The organism is Bacillus sp. CGMCC 1.60114 (genome assembly GCF_042676365.1).
GTDB lineage: Bacteria > Bacillota > Bacilli > Bacillales > Bacillaceae_G > Bacillus_A > Bacillus_A rhizoplanae_A.
Window position 1 is genome coordinate 83503 of the sequence record NZ_JBHTHG010000108.1, and the last position, 17797, is coordinate 101299.

At 37.0% G+C, this 17797-nt stretch carries 20 protein-coding genes and 1 riboswitch; of the genes, 11 read left to right on the forward strand and 9 right to left on the reverse strand.

Features of this window, described 5'->3' with window-relative positions:
* The first annotated feature begins 317 nt into the window (after window positions 1–317).
* Both ACFQZ1_RS16805 and ACFQZ1_RS16810 read left to right on the forward strand, forming a co-directional pair.
* Window positions 318–1133 carry a 2-phosphosulfolactate phosphatase gene (locus tag ACFQZ1_RS16805; RefSeq protein ID WP_377883352.1) on the forward strand — a complete coding sequence of 272 codons (816 nt, stop codon included), beginning with the start codon at window positions 318–320 and terminating at the stop codon, window positions 1131–1133.
* A gap of 407 nt (window positions 1134–1540) precedes the next feature.
* Entirely contained in the window at window positions 1541–3370 is a 1830-nt protein-coding gene (locus tag ACFQZ1_RS16810) for an acyltransferase family protein (protein ID WP_377883353.1), read from the forward strand.
* A gap of 145 nt (window positions 3371–3515) precedes the next feature.
* Here ACFQZ1_RS16810 and ACFQZ1_RS16815 read toward each other — a convergent pair whose 3' ends face one another.
* A complete protein-coding gene (locus tag ACFQZ1_RS16815; protein WP_377883354.1) occupies window positions 3516–4418 on the reverse strand; it encodes a Nif3-like dinuclear metal center hexameric protein in 903 nt (300 codons plus the stop codon).
* 135 nt (window positions 4419–4553) lie between these two features.
* On the opposite strand from ACFQZ1_RS16815, the gene ACFQZ1_RS16820 reads away from it, so the two are divergent.
* A complete protein-coding gene (locus ACFQZ1_RS16820) occupies window positions 4554–4877 on the forward strand; it encodes an iron-sulfur cluster biosynthesis family protein (RefSeq protein WP_377883355.1) in 324 nt (107 codons plus the stop codon).
* 165 nt (window positions 4878–5042) lie between these two features.
* Here the strand turns inward: ACFQZ1_RS16820 and ACFQZ1_RS16825 are convergent, their stop codons facing one another.
* Window positions 5043–5225: a hypothetical protein gene (locus ACFQZ1_RS16825; RefSeq protein ID WP_377883356.1), complete on the reverse strand. Its 183-nt coding sequence runs from the start codon at window positions 5223–5225 to the stop codon at window positions 5043–5045.
* 221 nt (window positions 5226–5446) lie between these two features.
* Here ACFQZ1_RS16825 and ACFQZ1_RS16830 point away from each other — a divergent pair, with 221 nt between their 5' ends.
* Entirely contained in the window at window positions 5447–6352 is a 906-nt protein-coding gene (locus ACFQZ1_RS16830; protein ID WP_377883357.1) for a DMT family transporter, read from the forward strand.
* A gap of 23 nt (window positions 6353–6375) precedes the next feature.
* Here ACFQZ1_RS16830 and ACFQZ1_RS16835 read toward each other — a convergent pair whose 3' ends face one another.
* Window positions 6376–6597, reverse strand: coding sequence for a hypothetical protein (locus ACFQZ1_RS16835; protein WP_377883358.1), 222 nt, complete (start codon window positions 6595–6597; stop codon window positions 6376–6378).
* Between the two features lie 269 nt (window positions 6598–6866).
* Between ACFQZ1_RS16835 and ACFQZ1_RS16840 the strand changes: the two genes are divergently transcribed.
* Window positions 6867–7238, forward strand: coding sequence for an ATP synthase subunit I (locus ACFQZ1_RS16840; RefSeq protein ID WP_377883359.1), 372 nt, complete (start codon window positions 6867–6869; stop codon window positions 7236–7238).
* Between the two features lie 153 nt (window positions 7239–7391).
* Here the strand turns inward: ACFQZ1_RS16840 and pckA are convergent, their stop codons facing one another.
* Window positions 7392–8978: a phosphoenolpyruvate carboxykinase (ATP) gene (gene pckA, locus ACFQZ1_RS16845; protein ID WP_377883360.1), complete on the reverse strand. Its 1587-nt coding sequence runs from the start codon at window positions 8976–8978 to the stop codon at window positions 7392–7394.
* A 218-nt stretch (window positions 8979–9196) separates the two neighbouring features.
* A riboswitch (SAM riboswitch) is annotated at window positions 9197–9321 on the forward strand.
* A 166-nt stretch (window positions 9322–9487) separates the two neighbouring features.
* Between pckA and metK the strand changes: the two genes are divergently transcribed.
* Entirely contained in the window at window positions 9488–10687 is a 1200-nt protein-coding gene (gene metK / locus ACFQZ1_RS16850) for a methionine adenosyltransferase (RefSeq protein ID WP_377883361.1), read from the forward strand.
* Window positions 10688–10771: 84 nt separating this feature from the next.
* On the opposite strand, the gene ACFQZ1_RS16855 is transcribed toward metK, so the two are convergent.
* The 3 genes from ACFQZ1_RS16855 to ACFQZ1_RS16865 are packed head-to-tail and all read right to left on the reverse strand — an operon-like array spanning window position 10772 to window position 11510.
* The gene (locus tag ACFQZ1_RS16855) at window positions 10772–11119 is read right to left on the reverse strand and encodes a DUF3139 domain-containing protein (protein WP_377883362.1); all 348 of its coding nucleotides are present in this window, start codon (window positions 11117–11119) and stop codon (window positions 10772–10774) included.
* 20 nt (window positions 11120–11139) lie between these two features.
* Window positions 11140–11325 (reverse strand): hypothetical protein, encoded by a 186-nt coding sequence (locus tag ACFQZ1_RS16860; protein WP_377883363.1) that lies wholly within the window; start codon window positions 11323–11325, stop codon window positions 11140–11142.
* The gene (locus ACFQZ1_RS16865) at window positions 11325–11510 is read right to left on the reverse strand and encodes a hypothetical protein (protein WP_377883364.1); all 186 of its coding nucleotides are present in this window, start codon (window positions 11508–11510) and stop codon (window positions 11325–11327) included. Before ACFQZ1_RS16865 ends, ACFQZ1_RS16860 begins: the two co-directional genes overlap by 1 nt.
* A gap of 162 nt (window positions 11511–11672) precedes the next feature.
* Here ACFQZ1_RS16865 and ACFQZ1_RS16870 point away from each other — a divergent pair, with 162 nt between their 5' ends.
* The 3 genes from ACFQZ1_RS16870 to ACFQZ1_RS16880 are packed head-to-tail and all read left to right on the forward strand — an operon-like array spanning window position 11673 to window position 13441.
* Window positions 11673–12182: a MogA/MoaB family molybdenum cofactor biosynthesis protein gene (locus ACFQZ1_RS16870; protein WP_377883365.1), complete on the forward strand. Its 510-nt coding sequence runs from the start codon at window positions 11673–11675 to the stop codon at window positions 12180–12182.
* On the forward strand, window positions 12179–12769 hold the full coding sequence (mobA, locus tag ACFQZ1_RS16875) for a molybdenum cofactor guanylyltransferase (RefSeq protein WP_377883366.1): 591 nt from the start codon (window positions 12179–12181) through the stop codon (window positions 12767–12769). Before ACFQZ1_RS16870 ends, mobA begins: the two co-directional genes overlap by 4 nt.
* A gap of 21 nt (window positions 12770–12790) precedes the next feature.
* Window positions 12791–13441, forward strand: a complete 651-nt coding sequence (locus ACFQZ1_RS16880) for an NUDIX hydrolase (RefSeq protein ID WP_377883367.1) — start codon at window positions 12791–12793, stop codon at window positions 13439–13441.
* A 113-nt stretch (window positions 13442–13554) separates the two neighbouring features.
* On the opposite strand, the gene ACFQZ1_RS16885 is transcribed toward ACFQZ1_RS16880, so the two are convergent.
* Together ACFQZ1_RS16885 and ACFQZ1_RS16890 are read right to left on the reverse strand one after the other, a co-directional pair.
* Window positions 13555–14088 (reverse strand): GNAT family N-acetyltransferase, encoded by a 534-nt coding sequence (locus ACFQZ1_RS16885; protein ID WP_377883368.1) that lies wholly within the window; start codon window positions 14086–14088, stop codon window positions 13555–13557.
* A gap of 152 nt (window positions 14089–14240) precedes the next feature.
* Window positions 14241–14696, reverse strand: coding sequence for a hypothetical protein (locus ACFQZ1_RS16890; RefSeq protein ID WP_377883536.1), 456 nt, complete (start codon window positions 14694–14696; stop codon window positions 14241–14243).
* 407 nt (window positions 14697–15103) lie between these two features.
* Between ACFQZ1_RS16890 and ACFQZ1_RS16895 the strand changes: the two genes are divergently transcribed.
* The gene (locus ACFQZ1_RS16895) at window positions 15104–16963 is read left to right on the forward strand and encodes a GAF domain-containing sensor histidine kinase (RefSeq protein ID WP_377883369.1); all 1860 of its coding nucleotides are present in this window, start codon (window positions 15104–15106) and stop codon (window positions 16961–16963) included.
* Window positions 16938–17576: a response regulator gene (locus ACFQZ1_RS16900; RefSeq protein ID WP_377883370.1), complete on the forward strand. Its 639-nt coding sequence runs from the start codon at window positions 16938–16940 to the stop codon at window positions 17574–17576. Before ACFQZ1_RS16895 ends, ACFQZ1_RS16900 begins: the two co-directional genes overlap by 26 nt.
* Window positions 17577–17797: the final 221 nt, after the last annotated feature.

Genomic DNA, 17797 nt, shown 5'->3' on the forward strand with positions numbered 1-17797 from the left:
ACTTCAAGATCCAAAGGAGATAAGTGGCGGGAGTCTTCATTTACACTGTTTTATGAAGTATGGCAAGTTTACACATTAAAAGATTTACGGTATCGGATTGAGCAAGGGGTTCCATATACAGATGTGGACTTTTTAAGTTTTGCGTAAGGAGATAAAAAAGCGATGTAATAGCTCACTAAATGTGTAAGCTATTACATCGCTTTTTTATGTAGACCTCATTCGATATGTTACCAAAATTCTGAAAAATAGTCTATTTCTTTTTGTATCAGGCAGCTAACATGAGAGTGAAAGTAATAAGAAGGAATGGGGGACACTATATGTCAGTCTTTGAGCAATCTTCATTTCAATGCCGTGTAGAGTGGGGACGGCGCGGAGCCAGGGAAGCAGCAAAGCGAGGAGATATTACAATTATTGTAGATGTTCTTAGTTTTTCTTCAACCGTAGTCACGGCTTTACATGTTGGGGCTGAGATCTTTCCATATCCGCCGCCGTTAAATGAAAAAGCAAAAGCGTATGCACATCAATTAGATGCAGAGCTTATGTTAAGCAGAGCAGAGGCAACGAAAATGGGCAAGCATTCTTTATCTCCAGTAACATTTAGCCATGCTGATCAAGGTAAGAGGTTTGTTTTATGTTCATTAAACGGTGCGTCTTGTGCATGGATTGCTTCGAAGGTTTCTGCTCTTTTCATTGGATGTTTACTGAACGCTGCAGCTGTTGCGGAAGCTGCGAATCTTATCCAAAAACAAACTGGCGCAAATATTAAGATTGTCCCTTGCGGTGAACATTGGGAAGATCCAAAGGAAGATGAAAATGAACTGAGGCCAGCAATAGAAGATTATTTAGGAGCAGGTGCAATCATAGAGAAGTTGCAGGGAAGTAAGTCGGTTGAAGCGCAGTTATGTATGGGTGCTTTTCAATATGCAAAGTCCAATCTTAATGAGTTTATTTGGGATTGCGGGAGCGGCCGAGAGTTACGTGAACGCGGATTTGCGGAGGATGTGACACATAGTGCATCTCTAAATCTACTGCAAGTAGTCCCATTTTTGCAGAATGATCGGTTTGTGAATTTTATCCCGCTATTTGTGGGTAGTAAGGCCGATTGGCAAGAAATTTCCATCAGTGGGAGTTGAAGATACTCCACTGATGGAAATTTTATTTTATAAAGTGAAACTTTTATCAGTGTGTGATAAAGTGTGATAGTACACGGATTAAAGAGAGAACATATAGTACAACAAGAGATAAAGGGAATTTGTTATATAAACGAGGATTTTTTTAAAATCATCCATTTTCATTTAATAGAATGAATATGTTTAGGTTTAGTAGATTTTTTGTACTAGAAACTACATGAATCTCAGTTGAACCTGTACATTATTAATGATACATTTTAATAATGTAACATTACATAAAATATAGGTAGTTTATCATACCTGGCGAGAAGACCCCCACCTCAAGCGCGAAGCGGTAGGTGGGGGTAGTTCAATCTGGTTATACGATAAAATCGATAGAGTTCTTAGAGAAACATGGGAGGTGGCTTTGAATGCCTACACCATTAAAGAAAAATAGCCGTTATATGGTCGGATTAGATAGTCTAAGAGGCCTAGCCATACTAGGCGTTATTTTGTATCATCTCAATCCTAAGTGGCTGCCCGGAGGATTCCTGGGCGTTACTGTATTTTTTGTGCTTTCTGGTTATTTAATTACCGATCTTCTTGTTATTGAATGGAAGAAAACTAAGAGGATTGATTTGAAAAATTTCTGGTTGCGTAGGGCAAGGAGATTGCTTCCAGGAATGCTTGTCATGCTTGTTATAACCCTAGCGTGGATTACAATTTTTCATAGTTCTTTACTTGGAAAAATGTGGGGAGATTCGTTAGCGGCTTTATTTTATGTTAGTAACTGGTGGTATATTTATCACAAATTATCATATTTTGATAGTTTTAGCCAACTTTCTCCACTAAATCATTTTTGGTCATTAGCTGTTGAGGAGCAGTTCTATGTAGTTTGGCCGCTCCTAATTAGTTTAGGATTTTCCTTTATAAAAAAACAGTCACGTATGACGATGCTTATTTTTCTTGGAGCGATTGCTTCAGCTGTTGCAATGGCAATGATATATGTACCGGGCACTGATCCAAGTAGGGTTTATTATGGTACCGATACAAGAGCGTTTTCCTTACTGATTGGTGCAGCACTCGCTTTCATTTGGCCGAGCAGTAGGCTTGCTAATAACATTATCCCGTCAGCTCGTCTCGTTCTTGATGTAATTGGAGGAATTGCTCTTATCGCTATTCTCGTTATGTTTGGGAAGACGAATCAATATGATCCATTCCTATACCAGGGAGGAATGTTCCTTTTCTCAGTTATTACTGCATTATTAGTAGCGAATCTTGCTCACCCGGCTAGTCGAATTAGTGCGTTTTTAAGGTTTAGACCTTTGCGGTGGATTGGTGTCCGATCCTACGGGATATACCTTTGGCATTATCCGATTATCACATTGACAAGTCCGAAAGTAAGTACTGGAGAATTTCAATTTACGAGGGCTATTCTTCAATTTTTTCTTATTCTATTTATGGCGCAGCTTTCATGGAAATTTATCGAAGATCCAATTCGTCAAGGTGCATTGAAGAATGTTCGTTTACATAACTTAAGGGTAAGAAACTTAGCGTTAAGTGGTAAACTAGCTTTAGCATTTGCAGTATTGGTTTCTATGACAGCTAGTTTCGGTTTAGTAACAGGGAGCCAAGCAAAAGCAAATTCTAAAAAAGCTAGTATAGAAGCAGTACAAACAGAACAAAAAGAGCAAAAAGTACAAACGGAACAAAAAGAAGCAAAACAACAAACAGAACAGGCTGATAAACCAGCTCAAAATAAAGAAGAAAAAGGAACTGTTTCTGAGAAGCCAAAAGAACCTCCAACAGTTACAGCCATTGGAGATTCCATTATGATTGATATATCTCCATATTTGAAAAATACTTTTCCTAATATTAAGATCGATGCGAAGATTGGAAGACAAATGTCTGAAGCGACCGCCACGGTAGATAAAATGAAAAAAGAGGGTAATTTAGGAGATTACGTTATTATTGGATTAGGTACAAATGGAGCATTTACTACTGAGCAAATAACATCATTGATTCAATCAATAGGTAATGAACGTAAAGTTATATTAATTAATACAAGAGTACCGCGTCCATGGGAATCATTAGTAAATGAAAGGTTAAAAGAAGCAGCAAAGAATTTCTCAAATGTCACACTAGTTGATTGGCATTCAGCAAGCGCTGGGAAGCAGGAGTATTTTGAACCAGATGGAGTCCATTTGACGAAAGCAGGGGCAGAGGTATACGCTTCACTTGTAGCAAAGCATATTAAGTAGTAACTTAAAACATTCGTTTTGACTTTAAAGTGCTTTTTGAGTGAGTAGGAAAAGGGAAATTGAATAAATAGATAAGAAGAACTGGATGATATTTATAACGAAAAAGCGCTATTCTTTTTTTACAGAAAGAATAGCGCTTTTTGTATTAGTACCACCATTTTTTCTGTGGTAGTAACACAACATTTACATGAAAGTTTTGCGAAAACCAATCATACATTAATGTCTTTTTTACTAAGAATTCTGATGCAGAGTGGGAGACGCCAATGAGCGACATATTTGTATGCGGGATGTACTCTTTCATGATGGCATATTTCTTTTTGCCATAATCGTTATCAATATAACAATGCACTTCCCCGGTAATATAGGCTTGTGCGCCTTTTTCTTCTGCTTCTTGCATCATACTTACTTTGTCACCACAGCCAGCAACGATTGCGATTTTGGAAATATGAGAACGCTCTTTGCCTTCAAAGTCTACATACGGAATGTCAAAAATGCTTTTTGCTTTTTCAATTAATGCGTTTGTATGTGTTGGGGCAATTTCACAAATCAACCCATCGTCTTCAGCAAAACTTTCAATGACTGATGCATGCAGCGCTTTAGCGATTGCGATATTTGTACCGTATGTTTGGTGGCGGTCCATTGGTACATGACATGTGTACACGGACAATCCTTTTTCTTTTATAGCACGTAAATAATGTTCTGGAATAGGAATGAATCCACGCCCTGGTAAGCCTTGCGGGTCTCCGCATTCCATGACAAGAGGATGATGCATAAATAGCAAGTCCCCGGCTGTTCCTTCAGAAAGAAACTTATCTAGCACCTCATCTGTTGGAAAAACAGCTAGAAATACGTTGTGAACAGTATCTTCTCCTTTTAGCATGAGCCCATTAAAATATGTAACAAAGTCATCCTCAAAGAAATCTTGCCATGGAAAAGAGAGTGGATCATAAACAGACGGAATAAAACGGCTAAATCCAGGGTCTATTCCATATTTATGTACTGCAAATAAAGTATCTAATTTATGTTGTATGTCTTGGAGACTCGGCATGATGCAATCCCCCTTTGGAAAATATATGAATTTCATTATACATTTGAATGAATTTTCTGTATATATAAATCGAGCCGATTTATCAAAAAGAATGCTACAATGGGATAATCGTTATATATGTAGGAGGAAGAAAGAATGAATGTTACAGTGACAGACGCGGCATATGAAAAAATAAAAGAGATGATTCCAAGTGAGACAAACTATATAAAATTATTTTATGATAACGAAGGATGCGGCTGTGTGATGAGTGGGATTATTGACTTAGTTGCTGTATCTGAAAAAGATGAGCGCGACGTAGAGATCTCATCAAATAAGTTTCAATTTATTGCAGATCGAACGAAGCTTGTTTTTATGGATGATAACTTGACTGTTGATTTTCAGGAATCAGGAGGAAACTTTCAATTAAAAAGCCCGAGTCAATATTATAATCCGAACATGAAATTGCATATTCGAGTGTAAGTAATAGCATAAAAAAGAAGAAAGCGGATTAAACTTGCTTTCTTCTTTTTTATTTTGCTGTTTGTATACGTTAAGATTTAGGAAAGACAAGGAAGATAGGTGAAGGAAAATAGTCTGTAAGAGAATCAGCGACGAGAGTTTCTATCTAAATGATATAAGCACGTATTAAGGAATTTCTTCTTCTTGAATAATTGTTTCGGTTTCGGTTGAGGAATCACCGTTTGCAAAGGGGAAGAAAGCAAGGCCTCCAAGAACAACGAGAAATAAAAAGAGTATAATAAGTATGACTGTGATGATGATTTTTTGCTTTGTGCGTTGTTGCTGAGGTAGTCCTTTGTCTGTATTCATATATTCCTCCTTTCGTATGATAAAACCTTATGCATACCTTGAGGATTGTTATTCCATCTGTCCTAGTATTTTTTCTGTATTCTTACATATTCTTCCTTTATTATATGTGCAAAACCTTATCTATATAGAAAGATAAGTAGGATGTTTGAAGGAAAGAAGGAATTATAGCATATGTCTTGAAATTTAATGAAGTAAAGTATCGGATATAGTGGGGGAAAGATATGAAAAGATGGGGGATCGAATTACTGCTTTTTTGTGTCGTTATCATATGGGGAATCAATTATACAATCGGAAAATACGGTCTTGTAGAATTAACTGCAATTCAATTTACAGCAATGCGTATGGTTACTGCTGCGCCGCTTTTATTATTGTTGGCGTTTTACATAGAAAAATCGCTTTATATTGCATGGAAAGATATTATAAGGCTTATTTTTGTGAGTATGGTGGGAATTACGCTGTATCAAACGCTGTTCATGGAGACGATTCAACATACGTCTGCAACAAATGCGTCGTTATTAATTTCGATTTCGCCCATTTTTACAACAATGTTTGCTGTATTTTTGAAAGAAGAACAGCTTTCGTCACGTAAACTCATTGGGTCGGTTATTGCGTGTATAGGGGCAGCGCTTGTATTACTTGCAGGACACTCACTTGTACAATCTGTTTATGGCAATACAATCGGACTGATTACTTCGGTTTGCTGGGGATTGTATCCTGTCTTAGCAGGGCCGCTTATGAAGAAATATTCAGCTCTGCGTGTAACGGCCTGGTCGGCGGCCATTGGTGCAGTGCCTCTTGTAATATTAAGCGGTTGGCGAATTGTTCAGCTGCCTTTTTCGATTCAGCACGGTAGTACATGGCTTTCATTATGCTATTCAATTTTTTTCGTTACTGTATTTGGGCTTGTCATGTGGTACGTCGGAATTCAAAAAATTGGTGCATCTCATACGATGGTGTATATGTACGTTACACCGTTTGTAGCAGTTCTATTTGCGGCAATATGGGCTAGGGAGCAGTTATCTTTACAACAAATAATAGGTGGAATAGTGATTTTTGTTGGCTTGTGGTTTGTAAAATCCAAAAAAGCTAATCAAACATTACTCGTAAAAGAAAATATATCAAAATAAGAAAGCAGATCAAATCTGCTTTCTTATTTTTTTATTTTAGGTAAGAAAATAAGATACAAAATCGCTATAATAAATGGAATCCAGTTGAGGAAAGGTACACGGAAATAGCTAATAAGAATCGTACCTGTGAGAAGAACGCTGAGAACCGCATAGAAAATACTATGCTTAGGTGTGTACCAATATAATGTTAAGCCAACAAGAGCTGGGATTATAAAATGAATTAGAGCAAGTAAAAAGAAGAGCAATGGAAGTCCCTCCTTTATCGTGTACTTACTATATGATATCCATATTTTTCAAGATTGATAGCTTATTTTTTAGAATTTGTCAAAAATGTTTGCGGAAGTGACACAATTAGCAATGCTGCTAGAAAAAGAAATCCTGTATAATGTTATTTCTTGAAAATGTTTTACTAATATAATTACTGTGTGTACAGGGAAAAAATTTTGAATATGGATAACTACAAATTGGATGAAGATTTATATAGATAGAAATTTTGCAGCAGGGGAGTCGCAACATGATTAGTATGTCGTTACAAACATTTAGAGTACAAATGTATTATATTTTACTACTTATGCTACTAGGCTGGGCATTTACTCCTTTTTCTCCGCATTTTCTAGGAGTAGGTCTTGGTTTTCTTGTGAGCATGTATTGTGTTTGGATTTTAGGACGCCGCATTGAAAAGATTGGAGAGAGTGTAGTAAGAAACAGGAAAGCACCTACTATTGGAACGATAAATAGATTTGCAGCAGCGATACTTGGAGCGATCATTATGTATGAAATTGAGCATCATATGGTGATGTGGGCATTTGCTGTTGGAATAATGGGTGGATATATATTAATTGTAATAAATTTAGCATATTACAGTATGAAAGATGCTAAGAAATAGGAAAGAGGCTTGCGAGATTACTCGTAAGCCTCTTTTTATATGTAAGTATGTGTTACTGCAAGAAAACGTGGGCTTTGTCGGTGAGTACTTGTTTTCCTGCAATAACAATATACTTATTCACATGATTTAGGATATTTCAAAGTAAAGTCGGGTTTAAGCGATTGGACCGCCAAGGTTTACAATTGTTTCAGAAACGTTATCAAATTTCTTGAAGTTTTCTTTGAACTTATTCGCAAGCTCAGTTGCTTTTGCTTTGTAAGCTTCTTTATCAGCCCATGTTTGTTCTGGCATTAATACTTCATCAGGTACACCAGGAACATGAAGCGGTACTTCAAGACCAAAGATATTATGTTTCACTGTTTCAGCGTTATCTAATTCGCCGTGTAATGCAGCTTGCACCATTGCGCGTGTATGACCTAAGTTCATACGTTTTCCAACGCCGTATTCGCCGCCAGTCCAGCCAGTGTTCACTAAGAATACTTTAGCACCGTGCTTCTCGATTTTTTCTCCAAGCATTTCTGCATAGCGAGATGCATCAAGTGGTAGGAATGGAGAACCGAAGCATGTTGAGAATGTTACTTGCGGTGAAGTAATACCGCGCTCAGTTCCTGCTAGTTTACTAGTAAAACCGCTTAAGAAGTGGTACATAGCTTGCTCTTTCGTTAATTTGCTGATTGGAGGCAATACGCCAAATGCATCAGCAGTTAAGAAAATGATTGTATTTGGATGACCTGCAACGCTAGGTAATACAATGTTGTCGATTGCTTCCATTGGATAAGCAGCGCGTGTATTTTCTGTTAACGCTGTGTCATCGTAATTTGCAATGCGTGTATGATCATCAATCACAACGTTTTCTAAAACAGAGCCGAATTTAATTGCGTCAAAGATTTGTGGCTCTTTCTCGCGAGATAAGTTCACACATTTTGCATAGCAACCGCCTTCAATATTGAATACGCCGTTATCAGACCAACCATGCTCGTCATCACCGATTAATTTGCGGTGCGGATCAGCAGATAATGTTGTTTTACCTGTTCCTGATAAACCGAAGAATAAAGCAACATCGCCTTCTTCACCTACGTTTGCAGAGCAGTGCATAGAAAAAATATCTTGTTCTGGAAGTAAGTAGTTCATGATAGAGAAAATTGATTTTTTCATTTCTCCAGCGTATTCTGTACCTCCGATTAATACGATACGCTTTTCAAATGAAACGATAATAAATGTTTCTGAGTTTGTGCCGTCAACTTCTGGATCTGCTTTAAAGTTTGGTGCAGATACAATTGTGAACTGTGCATCATGATTTTTTAATTCTTCCTCAGTTGGACGAATGAATAATTGATGTGCGAATAAGTTATGCCATGCATATTCATTAATAACTTGAAGAGGAAGACGGTAGCTGTGGTCTGCTCCTGCAAATCCTTTGAATACGAATAGCTCTTCTTTGTCTTTTAAGTATTCTAATACTTTTGTATATAATTTATTAAAATGCTCTTCAGAAATCGGTTGGTTTACAGAACCCCAAGCAATTTTATCCGTAACAGATGCTTCGTCTACAATAAATTTATCTTTCGGAGAACGTCCTGTATATTTTCCTGTTGAAACAGAAACAGCGCCAGTAGAAGTTAATCTGCCTTCTTTTCTCATTAATACTTTTTCCGTTAATTGCGGAACGCTCAATTGAACCTGTGCATTGCTTCCGTTTAATAGTTCATGTAATCCAATTTGGACATTCACAGTACTCATATTTAGATACCATCCTTTGTTTAATTTATAAATATTCTCGTAATCCCCACCAAGAGTATAACACAATCATATAAATAATGTATACTATTTATTTATTTTTGTTTGTGTTATTATATTATTTTTTTCCATAAATTTCTGTCGTTAAAAACTTATAGGAATATGTGTATTTGGATTGACAAATGAAAAGCATTTCTTTAGTATAGTTGAGGACGGATACTCTCTTATCCCGAGCTGGCGGAGGGACAGGCCCGATGAAGCCCGGCAACCTCACTTGTATGTACGACAAGTTCAAGTGAATAGGTGCTTAAACCTGTGCGAGGTGTAATGTCTCGAACGATAAGAGCGAAGGGCAAAAAGCAGTATGCAAGTAGCGAATACAACCTTTCCTCTATTAATTAGGAAAGGTTTTTCTTTTGCGCTTGTGGGAGAATACATGAATGTCGCAGTTTGTGGCAAATTAAGGATGAGTTCCGTACAATATATACATTTACTGTAGGGAGGTTTACCACATGACAAAAAAACGTCATCTGTTCACATCTGAGTCTGTAACTGAAGGACACCCAGATAAAATTAGTGACCAAATTTCTGATTCAATTTTAGATGCAATCTTAGCAAAAGATGCAAATGCACGTGTAGCTTGTGAAACAACAGTAACAACTGGTTTAGTATTGGTAGCGGGAGAAATTACGACTTCTACTTATGTAGATATTCCAAAAATCGTTCGTGAAACAATTAAAGGAATTGGTTATACTCGTGCAAAATACGGTTTCGATTCAGAAACTTGTGCAGTTTTAACATCTATCGATGAGCAGTCTGCTGACATCGCAATGGGTGTTGACAAAGCGTTAGAAGCACGCGAAGGTCAAATGACTGACGAAGAGATCGAAGCAATCGGTGCAGGCGACCAAGGTTTAATGTTTGGTTTCGCATGTAATGAAACAAAAGAATTAATGCCGCTTCCAATCTCTCTTGCTCATAAATTAGCTCGTCGTTTAACTGAAGTTCGTAAAGATGATACATTACCATACTTACGTCCAGACGGTAAAACACAAGTAACAGTTGAGTATGATGAAAACGGTAAACCAGTTCGCGTTGATACAATTGTAATCTCTACGCAACATCATCCAGAGATTTCTTGGGAACAAATCGATCGCAACTTAAAAGAATTCGTAATTCAACCAGTTGTACCAGCTGAATTAATCGATGAAGATACAAAATTCTTCATTAACCCAACTGGCCGCTTCGTTATCGGTGGACCACAAGGGGATGCTGGTTTAACAGGTCGTAAAATTATCGTAGATACTTACGGTGGATACGCTCGTCACGGCGGCGGTGCATTCTCTGGTAAGGATGCAACAAAAGTTGACCGTTCTGCAGCATACGCAGCTCGTTACGTTGCGAAAAACATCGTAGCAGCAGGTCTTGCTGACAAAGCAGAAGTACAACTTGCATACGCAATCGGCGTAGCGAAACCAGTATCTATCTCTGTTGATACATTCGGCACTGGAAAAGTATCTGAAGAAGTATTAGTAGAACTAATTCGCAGCAACTTCGATCTTCGCCCAGCTGGTATCATCAAAATGTTAGACTTACGTCGCCCAATTTACAAACAAACAGCAGCATACGGCCACTTCGGACGTACTGATGTAGACCTTTCTTGGGAGCGTACAGACAAAGCCGAAGCTTTAAAAGAGCAAGCTGGTCTATAATATAGGAAGAAAAAAGCTTTGCGCATGTGCGCAAAGCTTTTTTTATTTAAATCATACGGTGACGTAGTGTTGTAAACGAGAGTCCTAATACTCCCCAAAATGTGTATGTTTGTATGAATAAGTGTTAGGGTCTAATTTGTCATCAAGTAATGTTTTATTATAAGCAAGCACTCCTTTTCTTGCCGTATCTCCAATTTTTTGATAGCGATACGTATAGATAACATGTGGTTCATCCTTGTACATAACATCGACCGTATATCCGAACTTAAAGTCGTACCGTACTTCAAGACTTTTTAAATCATCTTTCTGGTCGCCTTGTGAGAATAAATACGCTTCTACTTTATGAGCTATGTGATTTTTATAAAATGAAGTACCGCCCAAAAAACAAATGATTACAAGTGTAATTATGAAAGCAATATTTCTTATTTTCATGCAATCACCTTTTTAGCATTTTAGTTGCTTTCCTGTTTTTCTAATTTTCCAACACAAGAAGTACAATACACTTCCCCACCGAGCTCAATATATTTTTGAATATTTGTTATACCGCTTGGCGGATATTGTATGTAAATCCAAGAACGTTCGTGTACTGCAATTTCCTTTCCGCATGATGTACACGCGGTTGATTTTTTACCGAACATTAATTATTGCCCCCTTGTGAACGGGATTTTCCAAAGCAGTATGCACTGCAAAGTAAAAAGATTGTTGCACATCCAAAACCGCCGATGGCTGCGTAAGGTACAGCGTCTTTTAGTGCCATGCCAGCGCTAATGGAAGCGACGAAAAGTAAGATAAATAGTGTCGTTAATTTTCGCATTGTATCCATATGAAATTCCTCCCTTTTGAAAATCCCTATATTTCTATTATAAGGAAAAATACGGAAGTGAGGTGTTTTTTCTATAAAAATGTGTGACATGCCGCACATTTTTTTGTTGCTGCATCATATATGATAAAATTTAGATAAATTCAGAAGAAGGAGCGAATGACAATGAGCGTCACAGAACACAAAAAACAAGCACCGGCACAGGTTCGTTGTAAAATCATAACGATTTCGGATACACGTACAGAAGAGACAGATAAAAGCGGACAGTTATTAAAAGAGTTATTAATAGAAGCAAGTCATCAAGTAACAGCTTATGAAATTGTAAAGGATGATAAAGAAAGCATTCAACAAGCTGTATTAACAGGGTGTCAGCAAGAAGATGTAGATGTTGTGTTAACAAATGGCGGTACAGGAATTACAAAACGTGATGTTACAATTGAAGCAGTAGAAGCATTGCTTGATAAAGAAATTGTAGGCTTTGGAGAACTATTTCGGATGATTAGTTATTTAGAAGATATCGGCAGCGCCGCGATGTTAAGCAGAGCGATTGGAGGAACAATTGGACGGAAAGTTGTCTTTTCCATGCCAGGATCGACAGGTGCGGTTCGCCTTGCGATGAAGAAATTAATTTTACCAGAGCTTGGACATATTACATTTGAGTTGCATCGTCAATGAAAATTGCGGGAATTGTATTAGCCGGTGGACAGTCTAGTCGTTTTGGAGAGCCAAAAGCATTAGCAATTTGGCAAGGAAAAACATTTATTGAGCATAGTGTAGAAGCATTAAAAGAAGTTGTTACAGATATTGTTGTGATTAGCCATCCGGCGATTACAAACCAGCTCTCGCATATACTGCATGTACCCGTTGTAGAAGATATTGAATTATACAAAGGAAACGGTCCGCTCGCTGGTTTATTAACAGGCATGGAATTTGTAGATGCAGATTGGTATATTGTTGCACCGTGTGACACACCAAATATTTCGAGAGCATGGGCGATGACATTCAGCGAACGAGCAGACGAAACATATGAAGCAATTGTTCCACTAGTTGAAGGACGGAAGCAACCACTTTTAGCGCTATATCATCACAAGATAAAAGGAAAAATAGAACAGTTATTAAAAGAAGGTAAGAGGAGTATGCAGGGGCTATTATCTCAGTGCAATGTCCAGTATGTGCCGGCGGAGGAATCGTTACTGCCGAAAGAGTTATTTCTTAATGTGAATACAAAAGAAGAATATAGCCAATTACATAATAGGAAGTGAATGGGACAGGGGGGAGATATGATGGAGAATGAATTACTGAGAATATTTGATGACCATAGAAATCCAATCGGAGTAGCAACTCGTGAAGAAGTACATAAACTGGGGCATTGGCATGAGACGTTTCAGTGTTGGTTTATAAGTAGAGAAAATGGGGTAGATTATGTTCACTTTCAAATTCGCAGTCATACAAAAAAGGATTATCCGAATCTGTTAGACATCACAGCTGCTGGTCATATATTGGCACACGAAACAATATATGACGGAATACGGGAAGTAAAGGAAGAAGTAGGAATTGATGTCTCGTTTGATGAACTCGTGTCATTAGGTATTATCAATTATTGCGTTACAATGGAAGATTTTATTGATAAAGAATTCGCTCACGTTTTTTTATATGAAAATAAAAAAACAATGGACGAATATAAGCTGCAAATAGAAGAAGTATCGGGGATTGTTAAGGCTGAATTTAATAGTTTTTCTGAACTTTGGTTAGGAGAAATGAATGAAATTACAGTGGAAGGATTCGAAGTGAATGAAGAAGGGGAAAAAGTTTTAATCCATAAGACCGTAGATAAAAGTAACTTTGTGTCTCATGAACATTCGTATTATGAGAGTATTATCAAGTCGATGAAAGAGAATATGAAGTCGTTAGGGAGTGCGAAAGCAGATATATAGAATCATTTATTTTTATTCAGCGGGGTCTTACTGCCTCTTAATGCAGGATAAAAAAGCACTCATATTCGAGTGCTTTTTCTTTTATAAATAAGCTCTGTTATATAGGTGTAGATTTACAGCATCAAACCCATAATAAGTGTATTATAATAAACACCATTTATATACGTATCTTGTTGTAATAATCCTTCTTCCTTAAAGCCAACTTTCTTATATAATTCTATTGCTCCAGCATTATCTTCTCTCGTCACAAGATGTATTTTCTTAGTAGTCCCATTTAATCTTGCCCACTCGATAAGCTCGTCCATTAGTATTCTACCTAAACCGAATCCACATTGCTCTTCTGAGATTACGATTCCTAGCGTTCCTACGTGTCTCGTTCTCGCTTTTGGACTAGAGCTAATGGATGCGATACTTATGATTTCATCATCCGTTGTTGCTAGTAAGATGATGGAACTATTATCTGTTCTAGTAGATTCTATGAATTTTTCATAATCATGTAAAGACATGCTGAACTCATTTTTTCCGAATGAAAGAAAATCAGTTTCCCCACCGACTATATTATAAAAATCGATTATAAATTGAGCGTCCTTTTGTAAAGCCTCTCTTATAATTACTTCTTTTCCGTTCCTTAAATGTATGTTTTTCATATCTATCAACTTCTTTCGAATTAGTTAAATTCATCATAATATTAATGTTTGAATTTGAATAGCGTTAATTTTATGTATGCTACAAGTGAAATGAATATAAAAAAGAAGAGGACTCCTCCTCTTCTTTTCAAATAGTTGGTCTGTTATTCACGTTAAGGCATACACATAAAGTTTCTAATTTGTTCATATCGATAACTCACTTTTCGGCGGCGTCCTGTGATCCAAATATATCCAACTACTCCGTTTTTTCTAACTTCAGTTGGATAAAACCAAAAATCCCTACCAAAAGGTCCTTGTCTTCTTAAACCAATAAATCCCCATCTACCTAAGCAATTACACATCGCTGATCGTATTTGAAACGTTTGTATAGGAGAAGAAAATGCTGCTGGTGCTGCTGGCGCTTGCGCTGGTGGTGGAGTTGTTGGAGCATCTTCAGCATCGTCGGGACGATAGACGTCATCGTCGATCTCCCTTGTGTCCTCGAATGGTTGATAACTTGGTTGTTGATAACCTGGCTGTTGATAACTTGGTTGTTGATAACCTGGCTGTTGATAACTTGGTTGTTGATAATCTGGCTGTTGATAATAATTTACATGCGGAAAGTACATTGGCTGATTATTCATGAAAAAATCACCTCATTTTTTTTTATGCGCACTTGAAATATGAATATGTTGTGTGATTCTTATATGAAGCTTATTTATGGCCCAAATTACTTTCAGCAGTACAAATTATATGAATAAATTGGATCGAAGGCATTATCTTTTACTGGTAAAGAAACAATTATGAAGTTGATTCATATACATCTTTAGTTCTATATGATTAGAATAGAATATATTTACAGTTATAACATTTGATGGATAGTCGAATTGGGAGGCTCGTTTTATACTAATATTGTACCTTCCCTTCTAGGGGACAGCGCACAGCCGGTGATTGGCTAATGGGAACCTTCTCATTTTGCCAGTGCCGGTTTTTTGTTAGATAATGATGATAATAGGTTTTTGGGGGAGGGATCGTTTTGAAAAAGATAGACTTTACTTCTATGAGAGAACAAGTAGCTAGTTTTTATATTTATTCTATTTCCTTTCTTGGTGTGATTGCTGTTATCATTTCTTTGTTTTTAAGTAAAATGCCTTCTCATCTCATACTGCTTTTGTTGTTAGTTATGTTTACGGGGATTACTGAGTATTTTCCTATCCGTATTTGGAGAGGGGGAATCACACTCAGTCTTACGCTCATTTATGTAATGAATTGGCAGTTTGGAATACATATCACTGTTGTTTCTTGTGTATGTACGATGTTATGTATTCATTTGCTTCGCCGTTTACCTATGCAAAGGACGCTGTTTAATTGTGCCCAGCTTGCTCTGAGTATCATATTAGCAGAATGGTTTTCTAGCGAATGTTTTTCCCTTTTTATTTCTGGGATGAATCTCCCAGGTTTATATGAAAAATTCATAAGTTTGTTTTTATTCAGCGTGTTTCTTTGTTTTTTTAACAGCATTTTTTACGATCTTTTAATCATACTTCTTCCTCAGCCATATCCGCTAGAAGAGTGGCGTAAAAAAAATATATTAGTATTATTGAGTATGAGTTTTTGTTTATTTTACTCCTCGCTTATACATATTTTAGATTACCGATATCGCGGAGTGATGGATGAAATTATGGTTCTGTTCTTCTTTTTTCCGCTTGTGGCAATCTGTATCATCAGCTCTTTTGTTAGACAAATACGGGTGGAAAAAGAACGATTATATAAGCTTTTTTCCATTACGACGGAATTAAGTCATGGGTTATCTGCCGGAAACTTACAGCAGATGAAACAATCACTGAAAGGATTTTTAGGAATACAGGCATATGTCTTATGGGCAAAAGATGAGGAGAAATGGACACTTTTATTAAAGGATGGAAAAGTACGTCGTGATATTTCTGATTATTCTGACCTATATACGAAGTTTGAAGAGATATCCGAAACTGTTGTTGTTACTGATTGGAAAACGGGTATGGCCCCGGGAGATGAAGTGTTTGAAAATACTATGCGCTCTCTTGTATATTTACCTCTTAAAGTAAATCATGAATTGGTTGGAATGTTTGTAGCAGGGAAAAGCAGGAGTGCAAGTTTTATTACTGAAGATGTACAGACTTTAGCTACGTTTGCCAATCAATTAGGCAGCTTACTTAAAACACGGACACTCGTCTCTGAACAGGAAAAAAGAACGATTTTAGAAGAAAGAAATCGGATTGCTCGTGAAATCCACGATGGAATTGCACAAGCATTGGCCGGAGTGATATTCCAGATGGAGTCAGCTCAGAAAAAGTATGCGGATCGACCAAAGGACATGCAGCAAGTGGTAGATACAAGCATAAAAAAATTACGGAAAAGTTTAGGGGAAGTTCGTTATTCTATTTATGCTTTAAAGCCATATCCAACACAAAGGCTAGGGCTAAAACAAGCAATTACAAATAAAATTCAATCCTTAAAACAAGAATATGATCTAGCCATTACATATCATGAAAGAGGTCGTCCTCGAAAACTTAGTTTTACGAAAGAACGAGTCATCTTCGATACTTTGCAGGAGAGCTTGCAAAATATTGTAAAGCATGCGAAGGCAGATAAAGTTGACATTTTACTAAGTTATCAACGGGAACATGTACTTTTGAAAGTGAAGGATAATGGAATTGGCTTTTCCCTTTTTGAATCTATGATTAAAGCAAAGCATGAGCCGCATTATGGTATATTACATATGAATGAACAGGCTGAACAGCTAGGGGCTGCCCTTCAGATTGATAGTTCAGCAGGAAAAGGAACAGAAATCACATTGTTAATTCCAGATTCAGAAATGGGGGAGGAGTATCATGATTCGAATATTAGTAGTGGATGATCATACTGTTTTGCGTGATGGAATTCGAAGTATATTGGAACTCGAATCTGATATGCGAGTAGTTGGAGAAGCTGTTTCTGGGGATGAGGTATTAAAGAAAGTGGAAGAGTGTAGTCCTGATTGTATTTTAATGGATATTAATTTACCGGGAAAAAATGGTATTGAGGCTACATCACTCGTGAAAGATCAGTATCCGAACTGCCGTGTTCTCGTATTAACGATGTATGAACATGATGAATACTTGATGGCTGCTCTTCGGGCAGGTGCAGACGGTTATTTACTGAAGGATTCATCATCCGAACAAGTGGTGGCCGCAATCCGAATGGTATTACAAGGAGATTCTGTCATTCACCCGCGCATGACTAAAAAGTTGATTACATATCATCAGCAAACGAAATCAGAATCAAATGAAAATGAACTGACAGAGCGTGAAAAGGAAATATTGTTTGAACTGGTCAAAGGTCTTAGTAATAAGGAAATTGCTGAAGCCCTATATATCAGTGACAAGACAGTTAAAATTCATATCAATAAAATTTTCAAAAAACTAAATGTGAAAAGTCGTTCGCAAGCTGTCATTTATGCTGTTCGAAATCAGCTTGTTCCATTTTCTTAAATGAAAAGTACTTAAAAGAACTACGCTGTGTTTTATTATTTTACTCAAAATAATAGGCACGGAGTAGTTCTTTTGTACTATACGGGATAGAACTAATACCTTTAAAAAATATTCCTTTTTGATAATTTTCAGAAAAGTTTAAATTTAATAAGATAAGGAAGTAGAATCGTAGTCTAATAGCTTCGTAAATTTATGTTAAACAATGACTACAGAATAAAAAT